The 26,662-nt window shown below is 73.6% G+C and carries 22 protein-coding genes; 13 read left to right on the top strand and 9 right to left on the bottom strand.

Annotation, left to right across the window (positions count from 1 at the left end):
• Positions 1-34 precede the first annotated feature (34 nt).
• Positions 35-2,986 carry a glycosyltransferase family 2 protein gene (locus tag FB462_RS11975; protein ID WP_141862093.1) on the top strand — a complete coding sequence of 984 codons (2,952 nt, stop codon included), beginning with the start codon at positions 35-37 and terminating at the stop codon, positions 2,984-2,986.
• Positions 2,983-4,386: a DUF5719 family protein gene (locus FB462_RS11970; protein WP_141862091.1), complete on the top strand. Its 1,404-nt coding sequence runs from the start codon at positions 2,983-2,985 to the stop codon at positions 4,384-4,386. The genes FB462_RS11975 and FB462_RS11970 overlap by 4 nt, the downstream gene beginning before the upstream one ends.
• Positions 4,387-4,459: 73 nt before the next feature.
• Here the strand turns inward: FB462_RS11970 and FB462_RS11965 are convergent, their stop codons facing one another.
• Positions 4,460-4,900 carry a metallopeptidase family protein gene (locus FB462_RS11965; protein ID WP_058742157.1) on the bottom strand — a complete coding sequence of 147 codons (441 nt, stop codon included), beginning with the start codon at positions 4,898-4,900 and terminating at the stop codon, positions 4,460-4,462.
• A gap of 82 nt (positions 4,901-4,982) precedes the next feature.
• Between FB462_RS11965 and FB462_RS11960 the strand changes: the two genes are divergently transcribed.
• Both FB462_RS11960 and ahcY read left to right on the top strand, forming a co-directional pair.
• Positions 4,983-5,198 carry a DUF3499 family protein gene (locus tag FB462_RS11960; protein WP_058742158.1) on the top strand — a complete coding sequence of 72 codons (216 nt, stop codon included), beginning with the start codon at positions 4,983-4,985 and terminating at the stop codon, positions 5,196-5,198.
• A 69-nt stretch (positions 5,199-5,267) separates the two neighbouring features.
• A complete protein-coding gene (ahcY, locus tag FB462_RS11955) occupies positions 5,268-6,746 on the top strand; it encodes an adenosylhomocysteinase (RefSeq protein WP_141862088.1) in 1,479 nt (492 codons plus the stop codon).
• A 178-nt stretch (positions 6,747-6,924) separates the two neighbouring features.
• Here ahcY and FB462_RS11950 read toward each other — a convergent pair whose 3' ends face one another.
• The gene (locus tag FB462_RS11950; protein ID WP_114849582.1) at positions 6,925-7,794 is read right to left on the bottom strand and encodes an RDD family protein; all 870 of its coding nucleotides are present in this window, start codon (positions 7,792-7,794) and stop codon (positions 6,925-6,927) included.
• A gap of 68 nt (positions 7,795-7,862) precedes the next feature.
• Between FB462_RS11950 and FB462_RS11945 the strand changes: the two genes are divergently transcribed.
• A complete protein-coding gene (locus tag FB462_RS11945; protein WP_141862086.1) occupies positions 7,863-8,858 on the top strand; it encodes a stage II sporulation protein M in 996 nt (331 codons plus the stop codon).
• 31 nt (positions 8,859-8,889) lie between these two features.
• On the opposite strand, the gene FB462_RS11940 is transcribed toward FB462_RS11945, so the two are convergent.
• The 5 genes from FB462_RS11940 to FB462_RS11920 are packed head-to-tail and all read right to left on the bottom strand — an operon-like array spanning position 8,890 to position 14,678.
• On the bottom strand, positions 8,890-10,266 hold the full coding sequence (locus FB462_RS11940) for a DUF58 domain-containing protein (RefSeq protein WP_141862084.1): 1,377 nt from the start codon (positions 10,264-10,266) through the stop codon (positions 8,890-8,892).
• The gene (locus FB462_RS11935; protein ID WP_229666630.1) at positions 10,266-11,291 is read right to left on the bottom strand and encodes an AAA family ATPase; all 1,026 of its coding nucleotides are present in this window, start codon (positions 11,289-11,291) and stop codon (positions 10,266-10,268) included. The genes FB462_RS11940 and FB462_RS11935 overlap by 1 nt, the downstream gene beginning before the upstream one ends.
• A complete protein-coding gene (locus FB462_RS11930; RefSeq protein WP_141862082.1) occupies positions 11,288-12,664 on the bottom strand; it encodes a DUF4350 domain-containing protein in 1,377 nt (458 codons plus the stop codon). The genes FB462_RS11935 and FB462_RS11930 overlap by 4 nt, the downstream gene beginning before the upstream one ends.
• Positions 12,661-13,299: a DUF4129 domain-containing protein gene (locus FB462_RS11925; protein ID WP_141862081.1), complete on the bottom strand. Its 639-nt coding sequence runs from the start codon at positions 13,297-13,299 to the stop codon at positions 12,661-12,663. Before FB462_RS11925 ends, FB462_RS11930 begins: the two co-directional genes overlap by 4 nt.
• Positions 13,296-14,678 (bottom strand): glycerophosphoryl diester phosphodiesterase membrane domain-containing protein, encoded by a 1,383-nt coding sequence (locus FB462_RS11920; RefSeq protein ID WP_141862079.1) that lies wholly within the window; start codon positions 14,676-14,678, stop codon positions 13,296-13,298. The genes FB462_RS11925 and FB462_RS11920 overlap by 4 nt, the downstream gene beginning before the upstream one ends.
• Before the next feature lie 148 nt (positions 14,679-14,826).
• On the opposite strand from FB462_RS11920, the gene mtrA reads away from it, so the two are divergent.
• The 6 genes from mtrA to secA all read left to right on the top strand — a co-directional run bounded on the left by mtrA (position 14,827) and on the right by secA (position 23,424).
• A complete protein-coding gene (mtrA, locus tag FB462_RS11915) occupies positions 14,827-15,501 on the top strand; it encodes an MtrAB system response regulator MtrA (protein WP_058742167.1) in 675 nt (224 codons plus the stop codon).
• A gap of 5 nt (positions 15,502-15,506) precedes the next feature.
• On the top strand, positions 15,507-17,186 hold the full coding sequence (gene mtrB / locus FB462_RS11910) for an MtrAB system histidine kinase MtrB (protein ID WP_229666628.1): 1,680 nt from the start codon (positions 15,507-15,509) through the stop codon (positions 17,184-17,186).
• Positions 17,183-18,862 (top strand): LpqB family beta-propeller domain-containing protein, encoded by a 1,680-nt coding sequence (locus FB462_RS11905; RefSeq protein ID WP_141862077.1) that lies wholly within the window; start codon positions 17,183-17,185, stop codon positions 18,860-18,862. Before mtrB ends, FB462_RS11905 begins: the two co-directional genes overlap by 4 nt.
• A 108-nt stretch (positions 18,863-18,970) precedes the next feature.
• Positions 18,971-19,660, top strand: coding sequence for a ComF family protein (locus tag FB462_RS11900; protein ID WP_141862075.1), 690 nt, complete (start codon positions 18,971-18,973; stop codon positions 19,658-19,660).
• 140 nt (positions 19,661-19,800) lie between these two features.
• Complete coding sequence (gene hpf, locus FB462_RS11895) at positions 19,801-20,496, top strand: ribosome hibernation-promoting factor, HPF/YfiA family (protein WP_141862073.1); 696 nt, start codon at positions 19,801-19,803, stop codon at positions 20,494-20,496.
• Positions 20,497-20,643: 147 nt separating this feature from the next.
• Positions 20,644-23,424 carry a preprotein translocase subunit SecA gene (gene secA, locus FB462_RS11890; RefSeq protein WP_058742171.1) on the top strand — a complete coding sequence of 927 codons (2,781 nt, stop codon included), beginning with the start codon at positions 20,644-20,646 and terminating at the stop codon, positions 23,422-23,424.
• Positions 23,425-23,514: 90 nt separating this feature from the next.
• Here the strand turns inward: secA and FB462_RS11885 are convergent, their stop codons facing one another.
• The gene (locus FB462_RS11885; protein ID WP_141862071.1) at positions 23,515-24,000 is read right to left on the bottom strand and encodes an Rv3235 family protein; all 486 of its coding nucleotides are present in this window, start codon (positions 23,998-24,000) and stop codon (positions 23,515-23,517) included.
• 114 nt (positions 24,001-24,114) lie between these two features.
• Between FB462_RS11885 and FB462_RS11880 the strand changes: the two genes are divergently transcribed.
• Positions 24,115-25,620, top strand: a complete 1,506-nt coding sequence (locus FB462_RS11880; RefSeq protein WP_141862069.1) for a sensor histidine kinase — start codon at positions 24,115-24,117, stop codon at positions 25,618-25,620.
• 97 nt (positions 25,621-25,717) lie between these two features.
• Here FB462_RS11880 and FB462_RS11875 read toward each other — a convergent pair whose 3' ends face one another.
• Positions 25,718-25,966 (bottom strand): WhiB family transcriptional regulator, encoded by a 249-nt coding sequence (locus tag FB462_RS11875; RefSeq protein ID WP_022904217.1) that lies wholly within the window; start codon positions 25,964-25,966, stop codon positions 25,718-25,720.
• A 258-nt stretch (positions 25,967-26,224) separates the two neighbouring features.
• Between FB462_RS11875 and FB462_RS11870 the strand changes: the two genes are divergently transcribed.
• Positions 26,225-26,656 (top strand): hypothetical protein, encoded by a 432-nt coding sequence (locus FB462_RS11870; RefSeq protein ID WP_114849572.1) that lies wholly within the window; start codon positions 26,225-26,227, stop codon positions 26,654-26,656.
• Positions 26,657-26,662: the final 6 nt, after the last annotated feature.

The raw sequence follows: 26,662 nt of genomic DNA, 5'->3' as shown, positions 1-26,662 counted from the left end.
CACCGCGCCTCCAGACCGTAGAGTGACGCGCGTCATGCAGACCAGTCCCGCGCAGTCCCTGCCCCGCCCCGAGTCCGACCGGTCCCGGTCCGACGAGGGTCGGCCGCGGGTCGACGAGTCCCGGCCGGACCAGGCCCGGACCGGCCGACCCCGCGTCACGGCGGTGCTCGTCACCGCGAACGGTGGGGAGCACCTCGACCGGACCATCGACGGTCTCGTCGGGCAGACCCGGCACCCCGAGAACCTCGTCGTCGTCGACCTCGGGTCGACCGACGGCTCGACGGCCGACATCGCCCTCGGCGGATCCGCCGGGCTGGTCCGGCTCCCGGCCGGACGCCCCTTCGGCGAGGCGGTCGCACGCGGCGAACACGAGGCGCCGGTCGCGCCCGACGACGAGCCCGCCGAGGAGTGGCTCTGGATCCTGGGGCACGACAACGCGCCGGCGCCGACCGCCCTCGCGGAGATGCTGTCCGCCGTCGAGATCGCACCGTCCGTCGTCGTCGCCGGCCCGAAGCTCGTCGCGGTCGACGACCCGTCGCTGATCCGCGCGTTCGGCGAGAGCACGACGCGTACCGGTCGCTCGCTCACGCTCGTGCAGGACGAACTCGACCAGGGGCAGCACGACCGGCACACCGACGTGCTCGGCGTCGCCGCGGCCGGCATGCTCGTGCGTCGCTCGGTCTGGCGCGACCTCGGCGGCTTCGACCCGGCGCTGCCCGACGTCGACGCCGCCCTCGACTTCTGCATCCGCGCACGGCTCGCGGGGCACCGTGTGGCCGTCGTCCCGGAGGCCCGCGTCACGAGCGCCGGCCCGATCGAGGAGTTCGGTCGCAAGCGCGTCTCCGAGGCCCGTCGGGTGCGGGCCCACCGGCAGGCGCAGCTGCACCGCCGCCTCACCTACGCGCCCGCCGGACTGCTCTGGCTGCACTGGCTCACGCTCGTGCCGTTCGCGATCGGTCGTGCGATCGGGCACCTCGTGGCGAAGCACCCCGCCGCCGTGTCGGGCGAGCTCGCCGCGGCGTTCTCGGTCGCCTTCGGCAGCGGGGTGCGCCGCGCCCGTCGCAACGTGCAGCGCACGCGCCGCGTCGGCTGGGCGGCCGTCGAACCCCTCCGGGTGAGCTGGCGACGCCTCCACGAGCACCGCACCACCACGCGTGACGTCGAGCTCGCCCGGGTCGAGGACGCCCCGATCGCGCGGGCGTCGTTCCTCGGCGACGGGGGCGTCTGGGTGGTGCTCGCCGCGGCCGTGCTCAGCGTCGTGACGCTCTGGCCGCTCCTGGGCACCCCGGCGCTGACCGGCGGGGGACTCCTGCCGCTGAGCACCGACGTCGGACGGCTCTGGCAGAACGTCGGCTACGGCTGGCACTCCATCGGGACCGGCTCCACCGGCCCGAGCGACCCCTTCGCGGCCGTCGTCGCGCTCCTCGGGAGCATCACCGCCTGGTCGCCCTCGACCTCGGTCGTGCTCGTGGTGCTGCTCGCGATGCCGGTCTCCGCCCTCGGCGCGTGGTTCGCGGTGCGCAAGGTCACCACCCGATCCTGGGTGCCCGTGGTCGGCGCGGCGCTGTACGCCATCGCGCCGTCCTTGATCGGTGCCGTCACGACGGGGCACCTCGGTGCCGTGATCGCCCACCTGACGCTCCCGTGGCTCGTGCTCGCGGTCCTCGAAGCACACCGCTCGTGGGCCTGGGCGTCCGGTGCGTCGCTGCTGTTCGCGGTCGTCGCCGCGTCGGCCCCGTCGCTCCTGCCCGTGCTCCTGCTCGGCTGGCTCGTCTCGGTGGTCGTCGGCTGGCGCCGCGCGCACCGGCGGGTGTTCATCCCGGTGCCGACGGCGGTGCTGTTCCTGCCGCTCGTGCTCGAGCAGATCGCGCGGGGCAACCCGCTCGCGGTCTTCGCCGACCCGGGCGTGCCCTCGGCCACCCGTGCGCCGTCCGCGCTCCAGCTGGCGATCGGCCAGCCGCTGCCGGACTGGAACGGCTGGCTGCCGGTCGTCGGGTCGATCGACGCCGGTGCGGTGCTCGTCGCGCTGCCGATCGTGATGGCCGTGCTCGCGCTGCCCGTGGGGCTCCTGGCGATCGGCTCGCTCCTCGGCCACCGCTGGCACGTTGCGAGCGCCGCGCTCGTCCTGGCTCTCGTCGGGTACGCCACCGCCTTCGGGGCCACCCACCTGACCGTGACCGGGGTCGGCTCGACGACCACCATCGTCTGGCCCGGCAGCGCGCTGTCGGTGTACTGGATCGCGCTCGTCCTCGCCGCGTGCGTCGGGATCGACGTCCTGCCGCGGACCGCTCCGGCCACGGGGCTCGTCGCGACCGTGTTCGTCGGGATCGCCGTCGCTCCGGCGTTCGCCGCGTTCACGCTCGGGAACGCCGTCGTCGCCCCGACGACCGGCCGCGTGCTCAGCGCCTACGTCAACGCCGAGGCGCAGGCGAACCCGGACGTGGGCACGCTCGTCGTCGACCCGCAGCCAGACGGGTCCCTCGCGGTCGCCCTCGAACGCGGGCAGGGCTCCACGCTGGACGACCAGTCGACGCTCGACGCGACCGCGCTCCGCCTCAGCCCGGCTGGTACTCGACTGACCACGCTCGCGGGCAACCTCGCGAGCCGCAGCGGCTACGACCCGGAGCCCGCGCTCCGCGAGCTCGGCATCTCGTTCGTGCTGCTGCAGGACGCGCCGTCCGACGACGCCGCACAGGCCGTGTACGACCGGGCCGCCGGCGCCATCGGCCAGGACGCCCGCTTCACGAGCATCGGCGAGACGGCCACCGGCCGGCTGTTCCACTACGACGGCCAGGTCGACCGGGTGACCGGCGGCTCGGCGGCGACCCGGGCCACGCACGTGCTGTACCTCGTCGTGCTCGGCATCGTGTTCGGCGCGGCCGCGCTGCTCGCCGTGCCGACCGCCCCGCGCCGCCGTCGGGCGACCAGCAACGTCATCGAGGCCGAGGAGCCCGCCACCACCTTCGACGAGGAGCGAGACGAATGAGCACCGACCACGCCGCCGTCCGCCGGTGGGTCCTCCGCGGCACCGCGACCGCGGTGGCCGTCGTGGTCGCCGCCGGAGCAGTGACCGCGGCGCACGCGATCGGCACGTCCGCCGAGCCCGTCCGCCCCGCCGGCCGGACCGTGACCCCGGTGCCCGCCGCGGCCGAGCGCGTGTGCGCCGGCAGCGCGCTCCGGCTGTCCGACGACGCCGGGAACGACGCCACCCGCGCGAGCACCGTCGGCAGCGCCACGATCGCGTCCGCGACGACCGGCTCGACCGTCGACCGCTCGACGCTCGGGTCCTCGACCACGGGCGGCAGCGAGCCGGAGCTCCTCACCGCCCCGGCCGGAGACACGACCCCGCAGGTCGCCGGCAGCAGCAGCCAGACCGTGTCGTCGGGTGACCTCGTCGGCACCGCCTCCGCGTCCTGCGACGACCCGAGCCAGTCGGCCTGGCTCGTCGGCGGGTCGACGGAGACGGGACGCACGACGCTCGTGACGCTCTCCAACCCGACCGACGTGAACGCCACGGTCGACCTGGCGGTGTACGACGCGAACGGCACCGTCAGCGCCCCCGGCACGAACGGCATCGTCGTGGCGCCGAACACGCAGAAGGTCGTGCCCCTGTCGGGCTTCGTCGCCGACCAGGCGTCGACGGTCGTGCACGTCACCTCCACCGGCGGGCAGATCGTCGCGCACATGCAGGAGAGCATCGTCCGGACGCTCACACCAGGCGGCTACGACGTCGTGTCCGGGGGAGCCGCACCCTCGACGAAGCAGGTCGTCCCGGCGGTCGTGCTCGAGAAGACGCAGGAGGCGCAGCGCGGCGACGACACCGCGGACGCCGCACCCGTCGTCCGGCTGTTCGTGCCGGGATCCCGCGCCGCGCGCGTCACGCTCGGGATCAGCACCGCCGACGGTGGCGGCTCCATGGTGAACGCGACGGCCGAGCCCGGTGTGGTCACCGACGTGGCGCTCGACGACTTCCCCGACGGTCGCTACGCGTTCACGATCTCGTCGACCGAGCCCGTCGTCGCCGGCGTCCGCAGCACGAGCCCGACCGAGGACGGGCGGACCGACCTCGGGTGGTTCGCCTCGGCGGAGCCGCTCACCGACAGCACGATCACGGCCCTCGCGCCCGGTTCGGCCCAGCGGATGACGTTCGTGAACCCCACGCGGAGCGACGCCACCGTGACCATCCGGTCCGGCGACGACCGTCAGCGCGTGACCGTCGCCTCGGACGGCATGGCGACCGTGACGGTGCCGGTCTCGAAGCAGCTCGTGATGACGGGGACCGAGGGTCTGGTCGCCGGGGTCACCTACGCCGGCTCGGACGGCATCTCGGGCTTCCCGATCCGACCTGCGACCGAGGAGTCCACGCCGCTGCGCGTGTTCCCGTGATCGAGCACAGGCCGTGATCATGCACGGGCCCTGATCACGAGACGGGCCCTGATCACGACACGGGCACCGAGGGTCACCAGTGGCGGTAACGGTCCGGGGCGAGGTCCCACGGGTCCTTGTCGAGGAGCTCGCCCACGGCCCGGAAGACGGCCGTCTCGACGATGACCCGCCGGTCGGTGTCGTCCTTCTCCGGGCTGTGGGTCACACGCTCCACCGGGATCCGGAAGAGCGTCACACGGCGGGCGTCGCGGTCGACCCGCCACCGCGGCATGTGGTCGGGCAGCGAGGCGTCGGTGGGCATGTCCGCGACGAGGAACACCACGCCCGCCAGGTCCTCCGGCCAGAGCCCGAGCAGGTAGTGCGCAGTGTCGCCGACGATCCGGTCGAAGGCCTCGGCGCGGGTGATCACGGGCGCGAGCTCCGGTCCGGTGACGCTCGACCGACCGCCGCGCCCGTGTCGGGAGCGACCTCGGCCGCGGTCGACGGGGGTGACGATCGGGGGCTTGCGACGCATCCCGTCATCGTACGCGGCGGGACGCGAGCGGGCCGCGACCGGAGGGACGGTACGGCCGTGCTCCGCTAGGGTCGAGTCCGGTATGGACGTACGGATCTGCAGCAAGGTCGCCTGTGGCGCGAGCGCCTCGGCGACGCTGACGTACGACTACGCCGACTCCATGGTCGTCGTCGGACCCCTCTCCACGCGCGTCGAGCCGCACGGCTACGACCTGTGCGCGCGGCACGCCGCCCGGCTCCGGGTCCCGCGCGGGTGGGACGTGGTGCGTCGCGGACCGCTCCGTCAGCCGACGGACTGACACCGCGCCTCCTGTCCGTGTCCTGGCCGACCCGTGACCGACGGGACGCGGCGTGGAAGACTCGACCGCATGGCCACCGAGACCTCCACCGCAGCACCGTTCCGCGTCGCCGACCTGTCGCTCGCCGCGGCCGGACGCCACCAGATCCGCCTCGCCGAGAACGAGATGCCGGGACTGATGTCGCTCCGCGAGGAGTTCGGCGGCGCGCAGCCGCTCGCCGGCGCGCGCATCGCCGGGTCGCTGCACATGACGGTGCAGACCGCGGTGCTCATCGAGACGCTCGTGGCGCTCGGCGCGCAGGTGCGCTGGGCGAGCTGCAACATCTTCTCCACGCAGGACGAGGCGGCCGCAGCGGTCGCGGTCGGCCCGCACGGCACGGTCGACGCCCCCGACGGTGTCCCGGTGTTCGCGTGGAAGGGTGAGACGCTCGAGGAGTACTGGTGGTGCACGAGCCGGATCTTCGACTGGAGCGCCGAGGCTGCCGAGGCCGGTTCCGACTGGGCCGGACCGAACCTGATCCTGGACGACGGCGGCGACGCGACCATGCTGCTGCACACCGGCGCCGACGCCGAGGCAGCCGGGTCCGCGCCGGAGCCCGCCGCGGACGCGAGCGCCGAGTGGCGGATCGTGCTCGACACCGTCGCGGAGTCGCTGCGCGCGTCGAGCGACCGCTGGACCCGGATCGCGGCGGACGTGCAGGGCGTCACCGAGGAGACCACGACCGGCGTGCACCGCCTGTACGACCTCGCGCGCCGTGGACAGCTCCGCTTCCCGGCGATCAACGTGAACGACTCGGTGACGAAGTCGAAGTTCGACAACAAGTACGGCATCCGGCACTCACTCCCGGACGGCCTGAACCGCGCGACCGACGTCCTGATCGGCGGCAAGGTCGCCTTCGTCGTCGGGTACGGCGACGTCGGCAAGGGCGCCGCCGAGGCGCTGCGTGGGCAGGGTGCGCGGGTCATCGTGTCCGAGGTCGACCCGATCTGCGCACTGCAGGCCGCGATGGACGGCTACCAGGTCGCCCGGCTCGCGGACGTCGCGGGCGAGGTCGACATCGTCGTGACGTGCACCGGCAACCTCGGGGTCGTCGGGGTCGAGGACCTGCTCGCGCTCAAGCACCTCGCGGTCGTGGCGAACGTCGGGCACTTCGACAACGAGATCGACATGGCCGGGCTCGAGGGACTCGCCGGTGCCGAGCGCGTCGAGATCAAGCCGCAGGTGCACGAGTGGCGGCTGCCGAACGGGCGCTCGGTCCTGGTCCTCAGCGAGGGGCGGCTGATGAACCTCGGCAACGCGACGGGTCACCCGTCGTTCGTGATGAGCACCTCGTTCACGAACCAGGTGCTCGCCCAGATCGAGCTGCACACCCGGCGCGACGCGTACCCGACGGGCGTGCACGTGCTGCCGAAGCACCTCGACGAGAAGGTCGCGCGGCTGCACCTCGACGCCCTCGGCGTCCGGCTCACCGAGCTCCGGCCGGAGCAGGCCGACTACATCGGCGTCCCGGTCGAGGGGCCGTACAAGCCCGACCACTACCGGTACTGAGCCGGGCGCGCCGGCCGGCGCGGGCACGTCGGCCGGCCGGCGACGTCGGCGCCGAGTCTCGCGCTGGCGGACGAGACGCGCGCGCAGGAGCCCGAGTCGTGTCCGCCATGCCGAGTCTCGCCCCCGCGGCGCGTGCCGCGGCGGGCGCCCCGCACCGCACCGCGGGCACGTCGGCGCGTCAGCGCGGGAAGCCCGGCGGCCGGCCCGTTGCGGCCGCGGCGGCCCGGTCGAGCACGGCCGCCCGGGCACGCAGCGCCCGGGTGTCCCGGTCCCGCCGCAGCACGACGACCCCGGCCAGGAACACCTCGGCGGGTACGGGCGGCAGCGGGTGCACGTGCGGGACGACCTCGGCGGCGAGCCGCTCGGCCGTCGCCACCCGAGCCGCCGGCGCCAGGTCGGCGGCCCCGCGGAAGAACGCACCCAGGCGATTCTCGAGCCGCTGCGGCAGCGCCGAGACGTCGGCGGTGCCGGCCCACGCGGTGAGCTCGACGGGCAGGAGCACCTGAGCCGGACGGTGCCGGACGGCCCGCTCGTGCTGCACGACGGTCCCCGCGAGCAGATCCCCGAGGCGCCGCGGCCGACTGCCGAACAGGGCGACGACGAGGGCGATCGACCCGAACGAGCCCCACAGCTCCAGCAGGCCGACGAGCGCGCGGGTGATCGCGTGCCGGAAGCCGACCGCACCGCCGTCGAGCCGCACGACCCGGGTGCCGGTGGCGAACCGGCCGACGCTCCGACCGCGGGTGACGGTCTCCAGCGCAGCCGGGACGAGCACGAGCACCACGACGAGGACGCCGATCGACAGGGCGGCTCCCCACGCCGGGTCGAGGCCGTTCGGCCACAGCCGGGACATCCCGAGCAGCAGCATCAGGTACAGGACGACGAGGTACAGCCCGTCGAGCAGCCCAGCGGCGATGCGGAGCGCGATGCCGGCGGGCTGGACGTCGAGGGCGACCGCCTCGCCGACGACGAGCTCGTCCGCGGTGTCGTCGAGCGCGTGGACGTACCGCGCGTCGGCCAGGTCGCGGGGCGCTCGCGTCGTCGGCATGGCATCATTCTGTCGCACGGACCGAACGGTGGGACAGCACCGGACGGCGAGACGACGGGGGAGACGACGTGGACCTGGACGCCTACGAGGCCGTGCACCGCGACCGCTGGCAGGAACTCGACCAGCTCGCCCGCGCGCGTCCCCGCACCGGGGCCGACGCCGACCGGCTCGTCGCCGGGTACCAGGCGGCCGCCACCGACCTCGCGCGCATCCGCGCCGCCTCCCCTCGCACGGCGACCGGGGACCGGCTGTCGCTGACGCTCTTCCGCGCCCGGCTCCGGCTCACCGGCACCCCGGTCGACCCGCTCACGGCGCTGACCGGCTTCCTCGTGCTCCAGCTCCCCGCCGCGCTGTACCGCATCCGGTGGCTGACGCTCTGGGTCGCCGCCGCCACCGCGGTCGTCGCGGCCGTCGTCGCGGTGTGGATCAGCACGACACCCGGCGCGCTCGAGACCTTCGGGACTCCGGAGTCCCTCCGCCGGTACGCCACGCAGGACTTCCAGGCGTACTACTCCGACCACGGCCTCGGGGCCTTCACCGCCCAGGTGTGGACGAACAACGCGTACATCGCCGCGAGCATGGTGGCGTTCGGCATCACCGGGTTCTTCGTGCCGTACTCGATCGGGCAGAACGCGATCAACCTCGGGGTGTCGGCGGCGATCATGCACTCCGAGGGCCGCCTCGGCGACTTCTTCGTCTGGATCGCGCCGCACGGCCAGCTCGAGCTCTACTCGATCTTCCTCGCCGGGGCCGCGGGACTCCGGATCGCCTGGTCGTGGATCGCACCGGGGGAGCGGACGCGCGCGCAGGCACTCGCCGAGGACGGCCGCGCGCTCGTCACCGTCGCCCTCGGTCTGGTCGGCACGCTGCTGCTCTCCGGACTCGTCGAGGGCGTCGTGACCCGCCAGGACTGGCCCTGGCCGGTCAAGATCGGGATCGGCACCGTCGCCCTCGCCGCGGTGCTCTGGTACCAGTGGGTGCTCGGCGGCCGCGCGTACCGCGCCGGCCAGCGCGGCGACGTCGAGGAGTTCGAGCGCGGTGCGACCGCGCTGGTGGCGGGCTGATCCCGGGGAGCCGCCACGCGACTCCCAGCCGTCAGAGCCGGCCGCCCGCCTTCGCACGGACGTACGCGTCGGCGACCAGCGGCGGCACGTCCGAGGGTCGTCCGCTGACGACCTCGGCCCCGGCGCGTCGGGCCACGTCCGCGACGCCGGCCGCGTCGAGCAGGGAGCGTTCCGCGGCGGCCCGCCGGTACACGTCGCGCTCCGCGCCGGACGGGAGGCCCGCGGCCCGTCGCGCGGACCGCGTGCGTCCGCCCCGGGTCCGGCCCGGTACGACCCCGGTGACGGGGTCCGGGTCACCGGCGGCGGTGCGGTGCACGGTGGGGTCCTCGACGCCGGTGACGACGACCGCGTGGTCACGGGCGAGGCGGGGGAGGACCGCGAGCAGGTCGCCCGACGAGCCGACCGAGTCCAGTCCGGTGAGCAGCACGACGAGGGCCCTGGCGGTCGTCACACCGTCGACCAGGCCGGGGACGGCGGACCAGTCCGTCGCACGGAGGCCCGGTTCGACGGTCGCGAGGACCTCGCCGAACCGCTGCACGACGTCCGACCGGGTGGCGCCGCGGACGCGGTCGCGGACGGCGTCGTCGAGGACCACGAGGTCGACGCGGTCACCGGCCGCGGCCGCGAGGGCGCCGAGCAGCAGCGCCGCCTCGATGAACGTGTCGAGGCGCGGTTCGTCCTCGATCCGACCGGCTCCGGAGCGCCCGGCGTCGACGACCACCACGACCCGGCGGTCGCGCTCCGGTCGCCAGGTCCGGACGACCAGGTCCTGCCGACGCGCGGTCGCCCGCCAGTCGATCGACCGGACGTCGTCACCCCGGACGTAGTCGCGGAGCGAGTCGAACTCGGTGCCGTGACCGCGGAGCTGCAGGGTCGTCTCACCGTCGAGCTCGCGCAGTCGGGCGAGCCGGGACGGCAGGTGTCGGCGGGACCGGAACGGCGGGGTGACGACGAGCGTCCCCGGTGCCGCCAGGACCCGCTGCCGGGCGGCGAGGCCGAGGGGCCCGACCGCCCGCACCGCGACCCCGGTCGTGGTGCGACGGCCGCGACGGAACGGCGCGAACCGCATCCGCGCGGTCCGGCGTTCCCCCGGCGGCACGTCGAGGCGGAAGCGGCGCGGCTGCTGTCCGGCCGACGGCTCCCACATGTCGCGGAGCTCGGCGCGGAGCCGACGGGTGCCGTCGTTCGCGACGACGAGCGTGCCGTCCGCGGTGGCGTCCCGCCGGGCGGCGCGGGGCATCCGCCGCTCGACGCGGAGTCGCCCCGGGTCGGCGGCGAGGACGACGTCGAGTGCCGCGCCGACCACGACGACCGCCACCCAGGCGAGCCCCGCCCAGCCGCTGCCGAGCAGCACCGTCGGGACGACGGCGACGGCGAGCAGGACGACGAACCGGCCGGTGACCGCCACTAGATCGGCACCCGGACCTGCTCGAGCACCTGCTGCAGGACGCTGTCGGCACCGACGCCCTCGAGCTCGGCGTCCGCGGCCACCCGTAGGCGGTGGCGCCAGACCGGCACGGCCATCGCCTGCACGTGGTCCGGCGTGATCGCGTCGTAGCCGGTCAGCCACGCCCAGGCCTTCGCCGCGGCGAGCAGTGCGGTCGCGCCGCGCGGGCTCACCCCGACGCGGACGGACGGGGCCTGGCGGGTCGCGCGGGCCAGGTCCACGACGTAGGCGAGCACGTCGTCACGCGCGGCGACGGCCTGCACGGCGCGCTGGGCGGCGCGCACCTCGTCGGCGCCGAGCACGGGCGTGATCCCGGCGGAGCGCACGTCCCGCGGGACGAAGCCGTCCGCGTGTCGACGGAGCACCTGCCACTCGACGTCGCGCGGCGGCACGTCGAGGACGAGCTTCAGGAGGAACCGGTCGAGCTGGGCCTCCGGCAGCGTGTAGGTGCCCTCGAACTCGATCGGGTTCATGGTCGCCGCGACGAAGAACGGGTCGGGCAGCGGGTGTGCCGCGCCGTCGACGCTCACCTGGCGTTCCTCCATCGCCTCGAGCAGGGCGGACTGGGTCTTCGGGGGTGTGCGGTTCACCTCGTCCGCGAGCAGCACGTTCGTGAACACGGGGCCCTCGCGGAACGGGAACGTGCCCGTCGACGCGTCGTACACGAGCGAACCGGTCACGTCGCCGGGCATCAGGTCCGGCGTGAACTGGATCCGCTTCGTGTCGAGCGACATCGCCGCCGCCAGGCTCCGGACGAGCAGGGTCTTCGCGACACCCGGGACGCCCTCCAACAGGACGTGCCCCTGCGCCAGGACGCCGACGATCATGCCGGAGACGGCGCCCTCCTGGCCGACGACGGCCTTGGCGACCTCGGAGCGGAGCCGCCCGAAGGCCTCGCGGAGGTCGTCGCGCCGGGTTTCGCGACGCGCGCCGGTCTGGTCGTCGGGCCGGGCGTCGGTGGCCGCGCTGCTGGTGTGGTCGGTCACGGTCGTGCTCCTCGGTGCTTGTTCGACGGCGGGTGCTGGTCGGGCGGCGGGTACTGGTCGGACGGCGGCTGCCGGTGTTCTGTGCGCCGCTCGCTGGTGGTCTGGTGCCGGTCGTCCACCGAGCCGCCCGTCGCGGCGCGCAGCGCCCGTTCGAGCGCGTCGAGCTCGGCCACCGCCGTGACCAGCGTCCGGTCGTCGCGGACGGGACCGCCGACCAGGACCGCGCCGACCTCGGAGTCGGAGCGTCCGGTCGCACGGGCGACGGCCCGGACGACGTCGTCGACGTGCGTGCTGCGGGCCAAGCCGAGCCGACCGGCACTCCGTCGGAGGGCGGCGACGCGCAGGGTGTCGAGCGCGTGCGTGCGGTCGCGGGTCCTCGCGTACAGGCGGGCCCGTCCCTCGGTGGTCTCGGCCGCGCGGACGACGACCGGCAGCCGCTCGACGACGAGCGGTCCGAGGCGCCGACCACGCCAGACGGCGGCCGCGACCGCGACGAGCCCGAGGAGGGCGAGGACGCTCGGCACCCACGGCGGGGCGAGTGAGCCGAGCGTCGGCGCGGCGTCCCCGCCGGCCGGGGTCGGCACGTACCAGCTCAGCATCGGGGTCGCGCTGCTCCCGCCGCCCTGGCCGAGCAGCCCGAGGGCGAGGGCCGCGTCGCCCGCGGTCGTGATCGTGTCGTTCCGCAGGGCGCCGGTGGTGCCGAGGAGGACGACGTCCCCACCCGCCGTGGTGGTCCGCGCGATGCCCCACCCGCGGCCGTCACCGAGGTCGGTCGACGCGCAGAGCTCGACGCCCGCGGTGTCGGCGTCCGGCGCCGCGACGTAGGCGGTGCCCTCGGTGGTGACCGACCGGGCGGCGGCCACCGCCGGCACGGGGCACGTGGTCGTGGACACGGTCCGGCGCTCGGTCACGCTGGACGCGGGCTCCAGCGGCAGCCCGACGGCGTCGAGCACGCGGGCGTCCTCGGTGACCAGGACGACGTGGGCGGCGCGGGCGACGATGCGTCGTGCGACACCGGGGTCGAGGACCCCCGCGGAGTCGTCGACCAGGACCGTGCCGTCCCCGAGACGGCCCGCGTCCCGCACCACGTCGACGGCGACCCCCTGCTGCTCCAGGACCCGGACGAGTGCGCGGGAGCCGCTCGCCGTCGTCGAGGTCGGGTCGAGCGGGGTCCGGTCCGTCGGCGCCGACCCCTGCACGACGGCCGTGGCCACCGCGAGGACCAGCGCGACGGCGACGACGACCGACCACAGGACGACCCGGCGGGCGAGACCGCCGCGACCGGTCCCCGCGGGAGCCGGGCCCGCGGACACCGGGGTCGTGGACGGCTCGGGGGTCGCGGTGCGCTCGCGGGTGGCACCGGCCGCGCTCACGCGGGCACCGCCGGCTGGTCGGGTCGGACGGGGCGGGTGGTCCGCACGGTCGCCTCGGTGTCCAGGACCGCGCGGGCGGTCGGTTCGTCCGCGGGACGACCGAGGTACCGCACGGCGTCGAACGCCGCGGCGGCCCGGGCGAGGGCGACGGCGGCGTCCGGGAAGGACGGCGCCGCACGGTCGGCGATCGCGCGGGCCGTGGCGCCTGGCACGTCCGGGACGAGGTCCCGTTCGCCGAGGCCCCTGGCGATCGCCCGGTAGCCGTCGAGGACCGCGCCGTCCCAGTCCCCGGCGCGGAGTGCTGCCCGTGCGGCCTCGGCGACGTCGCGCGTCGGACGCAGGTCGTCCGCGTCGAACACCCCGCCGATCGAGTCCGCGGCGGTGCGGGCGCGTCGGCGGGGGAGTCCGCGGGCGACGACCACGAGGACGACGACCGCGACGAGGACGACCACGGCCGTCCAGAGCAGCGTCTGCGCGACGGCGGGGGACCCGAGCCCGTCGGCACGCAGCGACTGCAGCCAGTCGAGGACCGCGCGCGACGCCCGGTCCCACCAGGTCGGCTCGACGGCCGCGTACTCGCTGCGCTGCAGTTCGCGCTCGAGCAGGTCCCGGGCCTCGTCCGGACCGGGGGTCACGGGCGACCGTCCGGCTTCCCGCCCCAGGTCGGCGGCTCCGGCTGCTGCGCGGGAGGGACCGGCCACTGCGGCGGCTGCTGCGACCACTGCTGCTGCGGGGTCCACTGCTGCTGCGGCGGCCACGGCCGACCCTGCGCGGGCAGGAGCGGGTCGGCGGGCGCGAACGGGTCGCTCGGCTGCCCGGTCTCGAGGTGCGCCGCGATCCGCTGGTCGAGCCCCTCGGTCCGGATGCGGCGGTCGACCGCCAGGAAGGTCGTGATCGAGGCGGACAGCACGTCGACGACGCACTGGACCGCGATCACGAGCAGGCTCCCGACCACCAGGGCGACGACGGCACCGACGCCCAGCCCGGCCCGCGCGCCCGTCTGCCCGAGGGGGTCGAAGGTCCCGCCGAGCAGCAGCGCCCCGATGGACAGCGGCGTCGCGGCGATCGACGCGGCGAACCCGAACACGACCTGCACGAGCAGCAGGATGCCGAAGGTCCGCCAGAACGCACGCCGGGTGAGCCGCCACGACTGCGCGGCCGCGGCGAACACCGACCGGCCCTCGAGCGCGATCGTCGGGACCGTGAAGGCGAACCGCGTGCCGAGCCAGGCGGCGAGCACGCCGAACCCGAGCGCGAGCACGACGAAGAGCAGGACGACGCCGCCGAGGCCCACGCGACTGCCCGACCCGATCGCGGCGACGCCGGCGAACGCCACCAGGCCGAACACCAGGGCGGCGACCACACCGGCGCCGGCCTGCAGCAGGATCCAGGCGAGGACCGACCACCGGCGACCGGCGAGCAGCCGCCACAGGCCGCCGAACGATGCACGGCGACCGAGGATCCGCTGCCCGGTGTCGACGGCGACGGGCGCCACGAGGAAGCCCCGGCCGAGCGAGGCGATGAAGGGCAGCGCGACGGACAGGAGCAGCCAGAGCGTGATGGCCCCCGCGGTCACTGCCTCGGCACCCCGACCGGCGTCGACCGCGGCGAACATCCGCGACTGGAGTGCCTGCTGCCCGAGGGTCCCGGCGAGGGTCGACACCAACCCGAGCACGCCGCTCAGCAGCAGGCTCCAGAGCAGCAGGACCCGCGCGTTCCGCCGGAGGACGGTGAACGCACCGGACAGGACGTCCCCCAGCCCGAGCGGTCGCAGCGGCAGCACGGGACGCGAGCCGGCCTGCTGCGGCCCGGGCTTCCCGGACCACCCGCCGGACGGCGGCTGCGCGCCGGACCACGCGCCGGACGGCGGCTGCGCGCCGGACCACCCGCCGGACGGCGGCTGTTGCCCCGACCACCCGCCGGACGACTGCGACCCCGGTGCCGGTGGCGTGCCTCCCGGCCGATCCGCCCCGTCACGCGACCCGGACGCTCCCGGTACCTGCCAGTCGGACATCCCCGCCCCCGTCGTCATCCGTCGGCCGCGCTGCGGTCGCGCGCGGACACTCCCATCCTGTCGGAAAACCCGGCCGTGCGGGGGACGGCGCTATCGTGAGCCTGGGTGCCGGTCCGGCACCACCGCCCGCCACCCGGAGTCCACGCACATGACACCGCGCATCCTCGTCGTCGACGACGACCAGGCCCTCGCCGAGATGATCGGCATCGTCCTCCGCTCCGAGGGCTACGAGCCCGAGTTCAGCGGCGACGGCAACGACGCCGTCGACGCGTTCCACAGCACCAAGCCCGACCTCGTCCTGCTCGACGTCATGCTCCCGGGCATCGACGGCATCGAGGTCTGCAAGCGCATCCGCGCCGAGAGCGGCACGCCGATCATCATGCTCACCGCGAAGGGCGACACCGCCGACGTCGTCGCGGGGCTCGAGAACGGCGCCGACGACTACGTCGTGAAGCCGTTCAACCCGAAGGAGCTCGTCGCGCGCATCAAGACGCGGCTCCGACCGACCGCCTCGGACGCGACCGTGCTGCACGCGGGCGACCTGACCGTCGACGTCGCCGCGCACGAGGTCCGTCGCGGCGACACCGTCATCGCGCTCACCCCGCTCGAGTTCGACCTGCTCCGGGCGCTCGCCGAGAAGCCGAACCAGGTGTTCACGCGCGAGATGCTCCTCGACCAGGTGTGGGGCTACCACTACAAGGCGGACACCCGGCTCGTGAACGTCCACGTGCAGCGACTCCGCGCGAAGATCGAGCACGACCCCGACAACCCCCGGATCGTGACCACGGTGCGCGGCGTGGGGTACCGGGCCGGAGGAGCCTGAGCACCGTGTCGTCGGGACCGTCGCGCGACCTCTTCGGCCGCGGGTGGGCGGCGCGCACGCGTCGCCGGGTCCGCCGGTGGGTCCGGCGCGGCTGGTACGCCGTCGCCTGGCTCTGGCGACGCTCCCTGCTGGTCCGGTCGGTCGCCATCACCGTCCTGACCACCGGGCTCGCCGTCGTGGTGATCGGCACCGCGGTGATGATCAGCATCTCGAACAACGTGTACGCCCAGCGCCGCGACCAGATCGAGGCGGAGTCGGCCCGGGCGACGGTCGTGGCACAGGGCATCTTCGACGCGGCGACGGCGGCCGAGGACAACAACCAGACCGAGCTCGAGACGCTGCAGAGCGAGGCGCAGCAGGCGATCCTGTCGAACACGACGAGCCCCGGCGGCACGAGCATCGCGATCGAGCGGAGCCCGGACCAGTCCACCCCGCAGACCCTGCAGAACCTGGCGAGCTCGGACTTCCCGGACGAGGTCATCACCGACGCACTCCGGCGCGAGGTCGCCAAGGACACCGGTCGACTGAGCCTGCAAGCCGTGCGGCTCGACGACGGCGGCCGTCGTGAACCCGGGCTGGCCGTCGGGTCGGTGCTGCAGATCCCGAGCGCGGGCCAGTACGAGCTCTACATCGTCTACGACCTCTCCGACGCGCAGCAGACCCTGGACTTCGTCTCGCAGACCCTGTCGATCGGCGGCGTCGCGCTCATCGTGCTCATCGCCCTCGTGACGTCCCTCGTCGTGCGGCTCGTGGTGGTGCCGATCCGTGGTGCGGCGGAGACCAGTCGGAAGATCGCGGCGGGGCGCCTCGACGAACGCATCCCCGTCCGCGGGCACGACGACATCGCGATCCTCGCACGGAGCTTCAACGACATGGCGGACGCCGTGAGCCGGCAGATCACCCAGCTCGCCGAGCTCTCCCGCGTGCAGCAGCGGTTCGTGTCGGACGTCTCGCACGAGCTCCGGACCCCGCTCACGACGATCCGGCTCGCCGGCGACATGCTCTTCGACTCCCGGCACGCCTTCGAGCCGTCGGTCGGTCGGTCGGCGGAGCTCCTGCACGCCCAGGTCGAGCGCTTCGAGCTCCTGCTCGCCGACCTCCTCGAGATCTCCCGCTACGACGCGCAGGCCGTGCAGCTCGACACCGAACCCGTCGTGCCCGCGTCCCTCGCGGCCGACATCGTCGAGGAGTTCCGACCCCTCGCCGAGCGCGCCGGCGTCGACCTGCAGCTGGCCACCCCCGGCGGCCACACCACGATGCAGCTCGACGCGAAGCGGGTCCGGCGGATCCTGCGGAACCTCGTCGGCAACGCGATCGAGCACGGTGATGCGAAGCCCGTGCAGGTCGTGGTCGACAGCGACTCGCGCAGCGTCGCGATCGCCGTCCGCGACCAGGGCGTCGGCATGCCGCCGGAGGACACCGCCCGCGTGTTCGACCGGTTCTGGCGGGCCGATCCGAGCCGGAAACGCACGATCGGGGGGACCGGGCTCGGCCTCGCGATCTCCCTCGGCGACGCGCGGCTGCACGGCGGACGCATCGACGTGTGGTCCCGCCCGGGCGAGGGGTCGACCTTCGTGCTCGTGCTGCCGCGCGGCGAGCAGGTCGGCACGGCGACGTCCGCGATCCCGCTGCCCGAACTCGACGAGGCGTACGACGGCCCCCGGGCCGTCCGGGAGGAACGATGAGGAACACCCTCCGTGCCGCGGTGGCGACCGCGCTCGCGGCCCTGACCGTCGTCGCGGTCACCGCCTGCGCGGCCATCCCCACCGACGGCCCCGTGCGCGCCGGCCAGTCGGTCAAGGACGAGTCGATCTCCGGGGTGGACTTCCGCCCGGACAAGCCCGTCGACGGATCCGACCAGACCGCGATCCTGCGCGGCTTCGTCGCCGCGGGCACGGGCGCCCAGGACGACTACGCGATCGCTCGGGAGTTCCTCGCGGACGGCTTCGCGAAGAAGTGGAACCCGCGCCGCGGCGTGACGATCCTGCAGGGCAGCGGCACCGTCGAGCGGGTCGCCGACCGCGAGCTGACCTACACGCTCACCGCGAGTGCGACCGTCGACCAGGACGGCGAGTACACCCAGGCCGTGCGCCCGACCACGTCCACCCTGACGTTCCAGTTCGTCCGGCAGGACGGCCAGTGGCGCATCGCCTACGCGCCCGACGGCATCATCCTGACGCCGGTCAGCTTCGAGTCCGTGTTCCAGGAGCACGCGCTGTACTTCTTCGACCCCACCTACCAGTTCCTCGTGCCGGACGAGCGGTGGTTCCTCGCGCGCTCGTCGACCAGCACCCGGATCGCGAGCGCCCTGCTCGCCGGACCCGCTGACTGGCTGAAGGGCGCCGTCGTCTCGGCGTTCCCGGAGGGCACGCAGCTCTCCCTGAACGCGGTCACGATCGACAACGGCACCGCGCTGGTCGACCTGTCGAGCGACGCCCTCAGCTCGAGCAACGACGACAAGGCCCGGATGCGCGAGCAGCTCACGCGCTCCCTCGCCTCGGTCGCGTCGGTGTCCTCGGTCTCGATCACCTTCGAGGGCGCCACCTTCTCCGGCGCGGAGCAGGACGGCACCCCGGCGCAGGTCAACCCCGACGTCGACCCGCGGCCCCTGGTCGTCCGGGACGACCAGGTCGGCTTCGCGACGGCCGGCGGCAAGGTCGCACCGCTCGGCGGCGGGCTCGCCGACACCGTCGCCGGGCTCGACCCGCGGTCCCTCGCCCTGTCCGCGTCCGGCACGGTCGCCGCGGTCGGCAACGCCAGCGGCGTCGTGGTCGCCCGCGGCAAGGACGCCCTCCGCGTCGACGCGACGCCGGGACTCGTCCCGCCGTCGATCGACGACCTCGACTTCGTGTGGGTCGGCCGGTCCGACGACACCGGCCAGGTCACGGCGTACGGCCTCGGCGGCGACCCGCACGCCGTGAAGACGACGCTGCCGCAGGGCAAGCTCGTGTCGTTCCAGCTGTCCCGCGACTCCACGCGCGCACTCGCACTCATCGAGACCGCGGACGGTCCGGCCCTGTACGTGATGGCCGTCGTGCGCGGCGCCGACCGGACGCCGACGAGCCTCGGCTCGCCGGTGCGCGTGCAGGCCGCGAGCGGCGACGCCGTCGGCGCGGCCTGGGTGAACGACAGCGACGTCGTGTCCGTCGCCCAGACCGACGCCGGTCCGGAGGTCGTCCGCTCCACGGTCGGTGGGCAGTCGAGCACCCTGCCGAAGGCCGAGGGCGTGGCGACCGCGGTCGTCGGGGGCGACGGCGGATCGATGCTCCTGCGGATGTCGGACGGGTCCGTGCTCCGGTCCACCGGCGGCGGCTGGGACACGACCGGGCTCACCGCGGACGTCCTCGGCGTCCAGCGCTGATCGGGCGGCCCACCCCGTCCTCCTCCGCAGGCCGGCCGGACAGGAGGCCCGTCCACCGCCCGTCCCCTCGGCGCGCGTCCGCAGGACGGTCACCCCGAGCATGGGGACGTGACCCGAGCGCAGCCCGACCCGCCCCCGCCCCGCGACCGCTGGACGGACGCCGCCCTCGCGGTGCTCGGACTGGTCCTGCCGGTCGCGTGCGTCGGGTGCGGCGCCCCGGACCGGGCGCTCTGCCGGTCCTGCCGCGCCGAACTCGACGCGCTCCCCACGTGCCGCCGGCTGGTGGCCGGCGTCCGGCTCGACGCCGCGTGGTCCTACGAGGGCCTCGTCCGCACCCTGGTGCTCGAGTGCAAGCTCCGGAGCCGCGTCGACCTCGCCGGGCCGCTCGCCGGACGGTTCGGCGTGCTCGTCCGGCGCGCGCTCGCCGACCACCCCGAGGCGGTGCTCCTGCGCGTCCCGCCGTCACGCCGCGGAGCTCGACGTCGCGGGTTCGACCCGGTGGTCCTCCTGCTGGGGCGCGCGCGGCTGCGACGACCGCGGGCGCTCGTGCGCGTCCGCGCCGGTGGCCCGGGTCAGCGGGTCGCCGCGGGGCACGGGCAGAAGGAGCGGACGGCCGTCGAACGGGTCGTCGCGACGGTCGGCACCCTGCGCGCCACCGGCGTGACCGGTCGAGACGTCGTGCTCGTCGACGACGTCGTGACGACCGGGGTCACGATGGCCGAGGCGATCCGGGCGGTCCGCGTCGCCGGCGGCCGGGTCGTGCGGTGCGTGGCGCTCGCCGAGGTGGACGCCCGGTGACGCCTGGGTGTCCGGTGGGTGTCCGCACCGACCCGCCGAGGGGTGGTGACGGCGGCTCGGTCGGGGGTCTAGCCTCGCGGCAAGGCGTCCGGGATCGCCGGATGGAGGCGACGCGCCGAAGTACGGATGGGAGCCGCCACATGGACGTGACGATCACAGGACGGAACGTCGGGGTCACCGATCGATTCCGCACCTACGTCGAACAGAAGTCCGAGAAGATCGACGTGCTCGCCGACCGCGCCCTCGCCTTCGAGGTGCGCCTCAGCCGCCACAACGAGAAGTCCGGCGGCAGCGGAGGCGAGGACCGCGTCGAACTGACCCTCATCGGCCCCGGCCCGCTGGTCCGCGCGGAGTCCGCGGCGTCGGACAAGTACGCCGCGTTCGACCTGGCGTTCGCGCGTATCACCGAGCGGCTCCGCCGGGCGCGTGACCGCAAGAAGGTGCACCGCGGACGCCACCGCCCGACCTCCGTGGCCGAGGCGTCCGGCACCGCGTTCGAGCACATGGGCGTGACGCCCGCCGACGGCAAGCTCATCGAGACCGTCGCGACCGGGGCCGTCCCCGTGGTCGAGGAGGCACACGAGGACGACGCCGACGTCTACTCGCCCGTGGTGATCCGGCACAAGGTCTTCCAGGAGTCGCCGATGACCGTCGACGACGCGCTCTACCGGATGGAGCTCGTCGGGCACGACTTCTACCTGTTCGTCGACGCCGAGACCCACCGACCGAGCGTCGTCTACCGCCGGAAGGGCTGGGACTACGGCGTGATCGGCATCGACGGCAGCGACTCCGCCGACCAGGTCGCCGAACCGGACCGCACGGCCGCCACGGTCTGAGTCGCACCGACGACCGACGGTGTGCGCGGCCCGCGACCGGGCCGCGCACACCCGCGTCCCTCCCAGCGCAGGGACCTGGCGGGTTGCTAGCATGACTGGCTGTTCGGACCGCGCAGGTCGCGCGCGACGACCCCGTAAGGAGCTCACGTGGCAAACGTGCTGGAGAAGGTCCTCCGCATCGGCGAAGGGCGCACCCTCCGTCGGCTGAAGGCGTACGCCTCGGCCATCAACGACCTCGAGGACGACTTCGCGAGCCTCACGGACGAGGAGCTCCAGGACGAGACGAAGGAGCTCCGCGAGCGCTACGCCAACGGCGAGACCCTCGACGACCTGCTCCCCGAGGCCTTCGCCGCGGTGCGCGAGGCAGCGAAGCGCACGCTCGGCATGCGGCACTTCGACGTGCAGCTCATGGGCGGCGCGGCCCTGCACCTCGGCAACATCGCCGAGATGAAGACCGGTGAGGGCAAGACCCTCGTCGCGACGACCGCCGCTTACCTCAACGCGATCCCGTCGCGCGGCGTGCACGTCATCACGGTCAACGACTTCCTCGCGTCGTACCAGTCCGAGATCATGGGCCGCGTCTTCCGCGCGCTCGGCATGACCACGGGCTGCATCATCGCGAACCAGACCCCCGCCGAGCGCCGCGAGCAGTACGCCGCGGACATCACGTACGGCACGAACAACGAGTTCGGCTTCGACTACCTGCGCGACAACATGGCGTGGCAGGCCTCGGACATGGTGCAGCGCGGGCACTTCTTCGCGATCGTGGACGAGGTCGACTCGATCCTCATCGACGAGGCCCGCACGCCGCTCATCATCTCCGGTCCGTCCTCGGGCGAGGCCAACCGGTGGTTCACCGAGTTCGCCTCCATCGCCACGCGGCTCATCCCGGGCGAGGACTACGAGGTCGACGAGAAGAAGCGCACCGTCGGCGTGCTCGAGCCCGGCATCGAGAAGGTCGAGGACTACCTCGGCATCGACAACCTGTACGAGTCGGCGAACACTCCGCTCATCTCGTTCCTGAACAACTCGATCAAGGCCGTCGCCCTGTTCAAGCGCGACAAGGACTACGTCGTGATGAACGGCGAGGTCCTGATCGTCGACGAGCACACCGGTCGCATCCTGATGGGCCGCCGCTACAACGAGGGCATCCACCAGGCGATCGAGGCGAAGGAGGGCGTCGAGGTCAAGGCCGAGAACCAGACCCTCGCGACCGTCACGCTGCAGAACTACTTCCGCCTGTACCAGAAGCTCTCCGGCATGACGGGTACCGCCGAGACCGAGGCGGCCGAGTTCATGTCGACGTACAAGCTCGGCGTCGTCCCGATCCCGACGAACAAGCCGATGCAGCGCATCGACCAGACCGACCTCGTCTACAAGAACGAGAAGGCGAAGTTCGAGCAGGTCGCCGAGGACATCGCCGAGCGCCACGAGAAGGGCCAGCCGGTCCTGGTGGGCACGACGAGCGTCGAGAAGTCCGAGTACCTGTCGAAGCTCCTCGCCAAGAAGGGCGTGAAGCACGAGGTCCTCAACGCCAAGAACCACGCACGCGAAGCCGCGATCGTGGCCCAGGCCGGTCGACTCGGCGCCGTGACCGTCGCCACGAACATGGCCGGCCGCGGTACGGACATCATGCTCGGCGGCAACTCCGAGTTCCTCGCCGTGCAGGAGATGCACGCCAAGGGGCTGTCCCCGACCGAGACGCCGGAGGAGTACGAGGCCGCCTGGGACGAGGTCTTCGCCGAGGTCAAGAAGACCGTCGAGTCCGAGGGCGACAAGGTCCGCGACGCCGGCGGGCTCTACGTGCTCGGCACCGAGCGCCACGAGTCGCGCCGCATCGACAACCAGCTCCGCGGTCGTTCCGGCCGCCAGGGTGACCCGGGCGAGAGCCGCTTCTACCTGTCGCTCACCGACGACCTGATGCGCCTGTTCAACTCCGGTGCCGCCGAGAGCCTCATGGGCCGCTCGAACGTGCCGGACGACATGGCGATCGAGAACAAGCTCGTCAGCCGCGCGATCCGCTCCGCCCAGGCGCAGGTCGAGGGCCGCAACGCCGAGATCCGCAAGAACGTCCTGAAGTACGACGACGTCCTGAACCGCCAGCGCGAGGCGATCTACAGCGACCGTCGTCACATCCTCGAGGGCGACGACATCCACGAGCGTGCGCAGACGTTCCTGAAGAGCGTCGTCGACGACGTGATCGACACCCACACCGCCGAGGGCAACGCGGACGACTGGGACCTCGACGCGATGTGGACCGAGCTCGGGACGCTGTACCCGATCTCGATCTCCATCGACGAGGTCATCACGGAGGCCGGCTCGAAGGGCAAGGCGACGCGCGACTTCCTCGGGCGGGAGATCCTGTCCGACGCCAAGCTCGCCTACCAGAAGCGCGAGGAACTCCTCGGCGAAGAGGCCATGCGCGAGCTCGAGCGCCGCGTCGTCCTCTCGGTGATCGACCGCCGCTGGCGTGACCACCTGTACGAGATGGACTACCTCAAGGACGGCATCGGCCTCCGCGCCATGGCCCAGCGCGACCCGCTGGTCGAGTACCAGCGCGAGGGCTACGCGCTCTTCCAGAGCATGATGGGCCAGATCCGCGAAGAGTCGGTCGGCTACCTCTTCAACCTCGAGGTGCAGGTCCAGTCCGACGGCGACAACGCCGTGATCGAGGCGAAGGGCCTCGGCGAGGGCGAGGCCACCGGGCTCGAGTACTCGGCGCCGTCGATCGACGGCGAGGTCGAGGTCCGCGACGAGCAGGGTCGCCTCGAGCAGGCGGCGACGGCCCGCGCCCAGAAGGCGCAGGCCGAGGCCGAGGCCGCCGCGGGTCCCGAGCAGGGCTCCGCCTTCGGGAACGCAGCCACGGCCTCCGGTCAGGCCTCGGCCAACAACCGTGCCGAGCGCCGGCAGGCAGCCAAGAAGGGCTGATCCGCAGCGGCCCACGAGCGCGTACGCGACGGACGGGAGGCGCGGTGCCGGCGGGCACCGCGCCTCCCGTCCTCCTGCTGGGCGCGTCGTTCAGAGGACGCCGACGACGACGGCCCGCCAGCGGCCCTGCCGGAGCTCGAGGCGGAGCGCGACGGCGCGCGCATGAGCGCGGGTGTGCACGACGACGGCCGCCTCGACCACTCCGGGCGCGACCGGGCAGAGCCGGACCGTGCCGACCTGGACGAGCGGCCGTGATCGGGCGCGACGCCGGAGCGCCCGGGCGCGCGCGGCGACGGCCGCGCGGTGCAGCAGGTGCCGGTGCACGTCCTCGGTGACCCACCGCGCGATGCTGTCGACGTCGCGGGCACCGGCGAGGACCTCCACGACACAACGGGCGAGGGCAGCGGCGACCTCGGCCGGGTCCGGCGGGGCGTCGGCGTCCGGCGTCCCGGGTTCCGGTGGCGGAGCCGGTGTCCCGGCGGGCCGCGGAGCCGGGACCGCGGCGACCGCTCGGACTCTCGTCTCCGATCGGTCGTCGTCGTCCTCGTCGTCGAGTCGATGCGCGTGTCCTGACACCCCGGTCCCTCCCATGTGGCGAACGTACGAATGTGTACGACATGAGAAATACGAAAGCAGCGTGGCTGTGGAGGCGTGCCGTTGTCCACAACGGGCCGCACCTAGACTGACGTGGTGTCGACCCTCAGTGACCTCGTCCTCGCGCAAGGCCGATCCTCCGAAGCGGACGTGGAGTGGCTCCACCTGCTCGTGGGGGACTGGCAGCTCCTCGCCGACCTGTCCTTCGCCGACATGGTGCTCTGGGTACCGACCGCCGAGGACGGCTCGTTCGTGGCCGTCGCGCACGCCCGGCCGAGCTCCGCCGCGACGCTCTTCTACCGCGACATCGTCGGGCAGGAGATCCGCGAGGAATGGCGCGAGCAGGTCACCGAGTGCTTCGCCGCCGCCCGGGTCGTCGACTCCGCCGAGCCGGACTGGTACGAGGACACCCCGACGCGCGTCCGGGCGATCCCGGTGCTCCGCCGACTGAGCCCGAACAGCGCCGAGACGACCGAGCGTCCGATCGCCGTCGTCACGCGGCACTCGAACCAGGACGAGATGCGGACCCCGAGCCGCCAGGAGCTCAACTTCACCGCGAGCGCGAACGACCTGTTCGGGATGATCGCCACGGGTGACTTCCCGGACCTCGGTGCCCCGGCCGGCCCCCGCCGCGGTGCGCCCCGCGCGAGTGACGGGCTGCTCCGCCTCGACACGAACGGCGTCGTCACCTTCGCGAGCCCGAACGGCCTGAGCGCCTTCAACCGCATGGGCTTCGAGGGTGAGCTCGAGCGGAAGTCCCTCGCCGAGGTCACGACCGAGCTGATCGGCTCGCAGCTCGACGTGGACGAGTCCCTGCCGCTCGTCGTGACCGGGCGGGCTCCGTGGCGCGCCGACGTCGAGGCGAAGGGCGTGACGGTCTCGTTGCGCTCCATCCCGCTCCGCGACCAGGGCGACCGCATCGGCGCGATCGTGCTCTGCCGCGACGTCACCGAGCTCCGGCACCAGGAGCGCGAGCTCATCACCAAGGACGCGACGATCCGCGAGATCCACCACCGCGTCAAGAACAACCTGCAGACGGTCGCGTCCCTGCTCCGCATCCAGGCGCGCCGGACCCACTCGGACGAGGCCCGGACGTCACTGCAGAACGCCATGCGTCGCGTGGCGGCGATCGCCGTCGTGCACGACACCCTGTCGACCGGCCTCAGCCAGAACGTCGACTTCGACGAGGTGTTCGACTCCGTGCTGAAGCTCGTGACCGAGGTCGCGGCGTCCCACAACACGACTGTCCGCCCGAAGAAGACCGGCGAGTTCGGCGTGCTGCCCTCGGAGGCGGCGACCCCGCTCGCGCTCGGCCTCACCGAGCTCGTCACGAACGCCGTCGAGCACGGGCTGGACGGCCGCGACGGCGAGGTCGAGATCGTGGCGAACCGCTCCGACGACCACCTCGACATCGAGGTCCGCGACAACGGCCGAGGCCTGCCGGAGGGCAAGGTCGGCTCGGGGCTCGGCACGCAGATCGTCCGCACGCTCATCCAGGGCGAGCTCGGCGGGACGATCGACTGGCACACGCTCACCGGCAGCGGCACCGAGGTCACCATCACGATCCCGTTCCGCTGGCTCACCGCCGCCGGCGCCGCGTAGCGCTCGGCGCCGTGGGCCCGCCCCAGGCTGGACACACGACGACGCCCGTCGCTCCCAGGGGAGCGACGGGCGTCGTCGTGTCGTTGGTGCTGCTGCGTCAGGAGGCGCGGCGGGCGCGGGCCGCGCGGCGCTTCAGCGCACGACGCTCGTCCTCGCTGAGGCCGCCCCAGACGCCCGAGTCCTGGTTGTTCTCGAGGGCGTACTGCAGGCACATCTCCGTCACCGTGCACCGAGCGCAGACCGACTTGGCCTTCTCGATCTGGTCGACGGCGGGTCCGGTGTTGCCCACCGGGAAGAAGAGCTCGGGGTCCGCGGTGAGGCAAGCTGCCTGGTCACGCCAGTCCATGTGTGGTGCTCCTTGATGTCGATGCTCGAACGGCAGGCCGGGGCCGCGGCTCGGGGATCGGAACGCTGGGCATGCACAGGGCACGAGGGGAGACCTGTGGGGGAGGAATCCGCTGGGAGCGAGTCTGACGCCCGCTGAACGCTCGGGGGAGGAGCGTCGAACCGCGGGAGACGCACACCACATCGTGCCGTCCAAACGACCTCGAATATCGTTCCATACTGGTGGTACCAAATCAAGGGTTCCATCTGGAGGATCGCTGTGTCCGAGACCACCCCGAACGGCCCCGGCCCCGTCGCCGGTCGATCCCCGGCGTTCACGACGCTGCTCGTGGTCGTCGGCCTCGAGGCGCTCGCGCTCGTCGTCGTGACGGTCGCGCTCCTCGTGGAACTCCTCGTCGCGCCGGCGTCGAGCATCGCTTCCGCGATCGCGCTCGTGGTCCTCGCCGCGATCGCCGCGACCTGGCTCGTCGCGATGTTCCTCGGGCTTCGGAACCACCGCTCGTGGGTCCGCTCCGGGATCATCGTCTGGCAGGTGCTCCAGGGCGCGCTCGCGATCGGCGCGTTCCAGGGCGTCTTCCGCGTCGCCTGGGTGGGCTGGGTGCTCCTCATCCCGGCACTGGTCGGCCTCACCCTCGTGCTCTCGCGGCCGATCACGGCCGCGCTCGTCCCGCGCGGCCAGCGGGACGACTGACGTCGC

The sequence above is a fragment of the Curtobacterium citreum genome (assembly GCF_006715175.1).
In the GTDB taxonomy this organism is placed as follows: domain Bacteria; phylum Actinomycetota; class Actinomycetes; order Actinomycetales; family Microbacteriaceae; genus Curtobacterium; species Curtobacterium citreum.
Note: the sequence above shows the minus strand (reverse complement) of the source record. Positions and strands in the feature narration are given on the sequence as shown.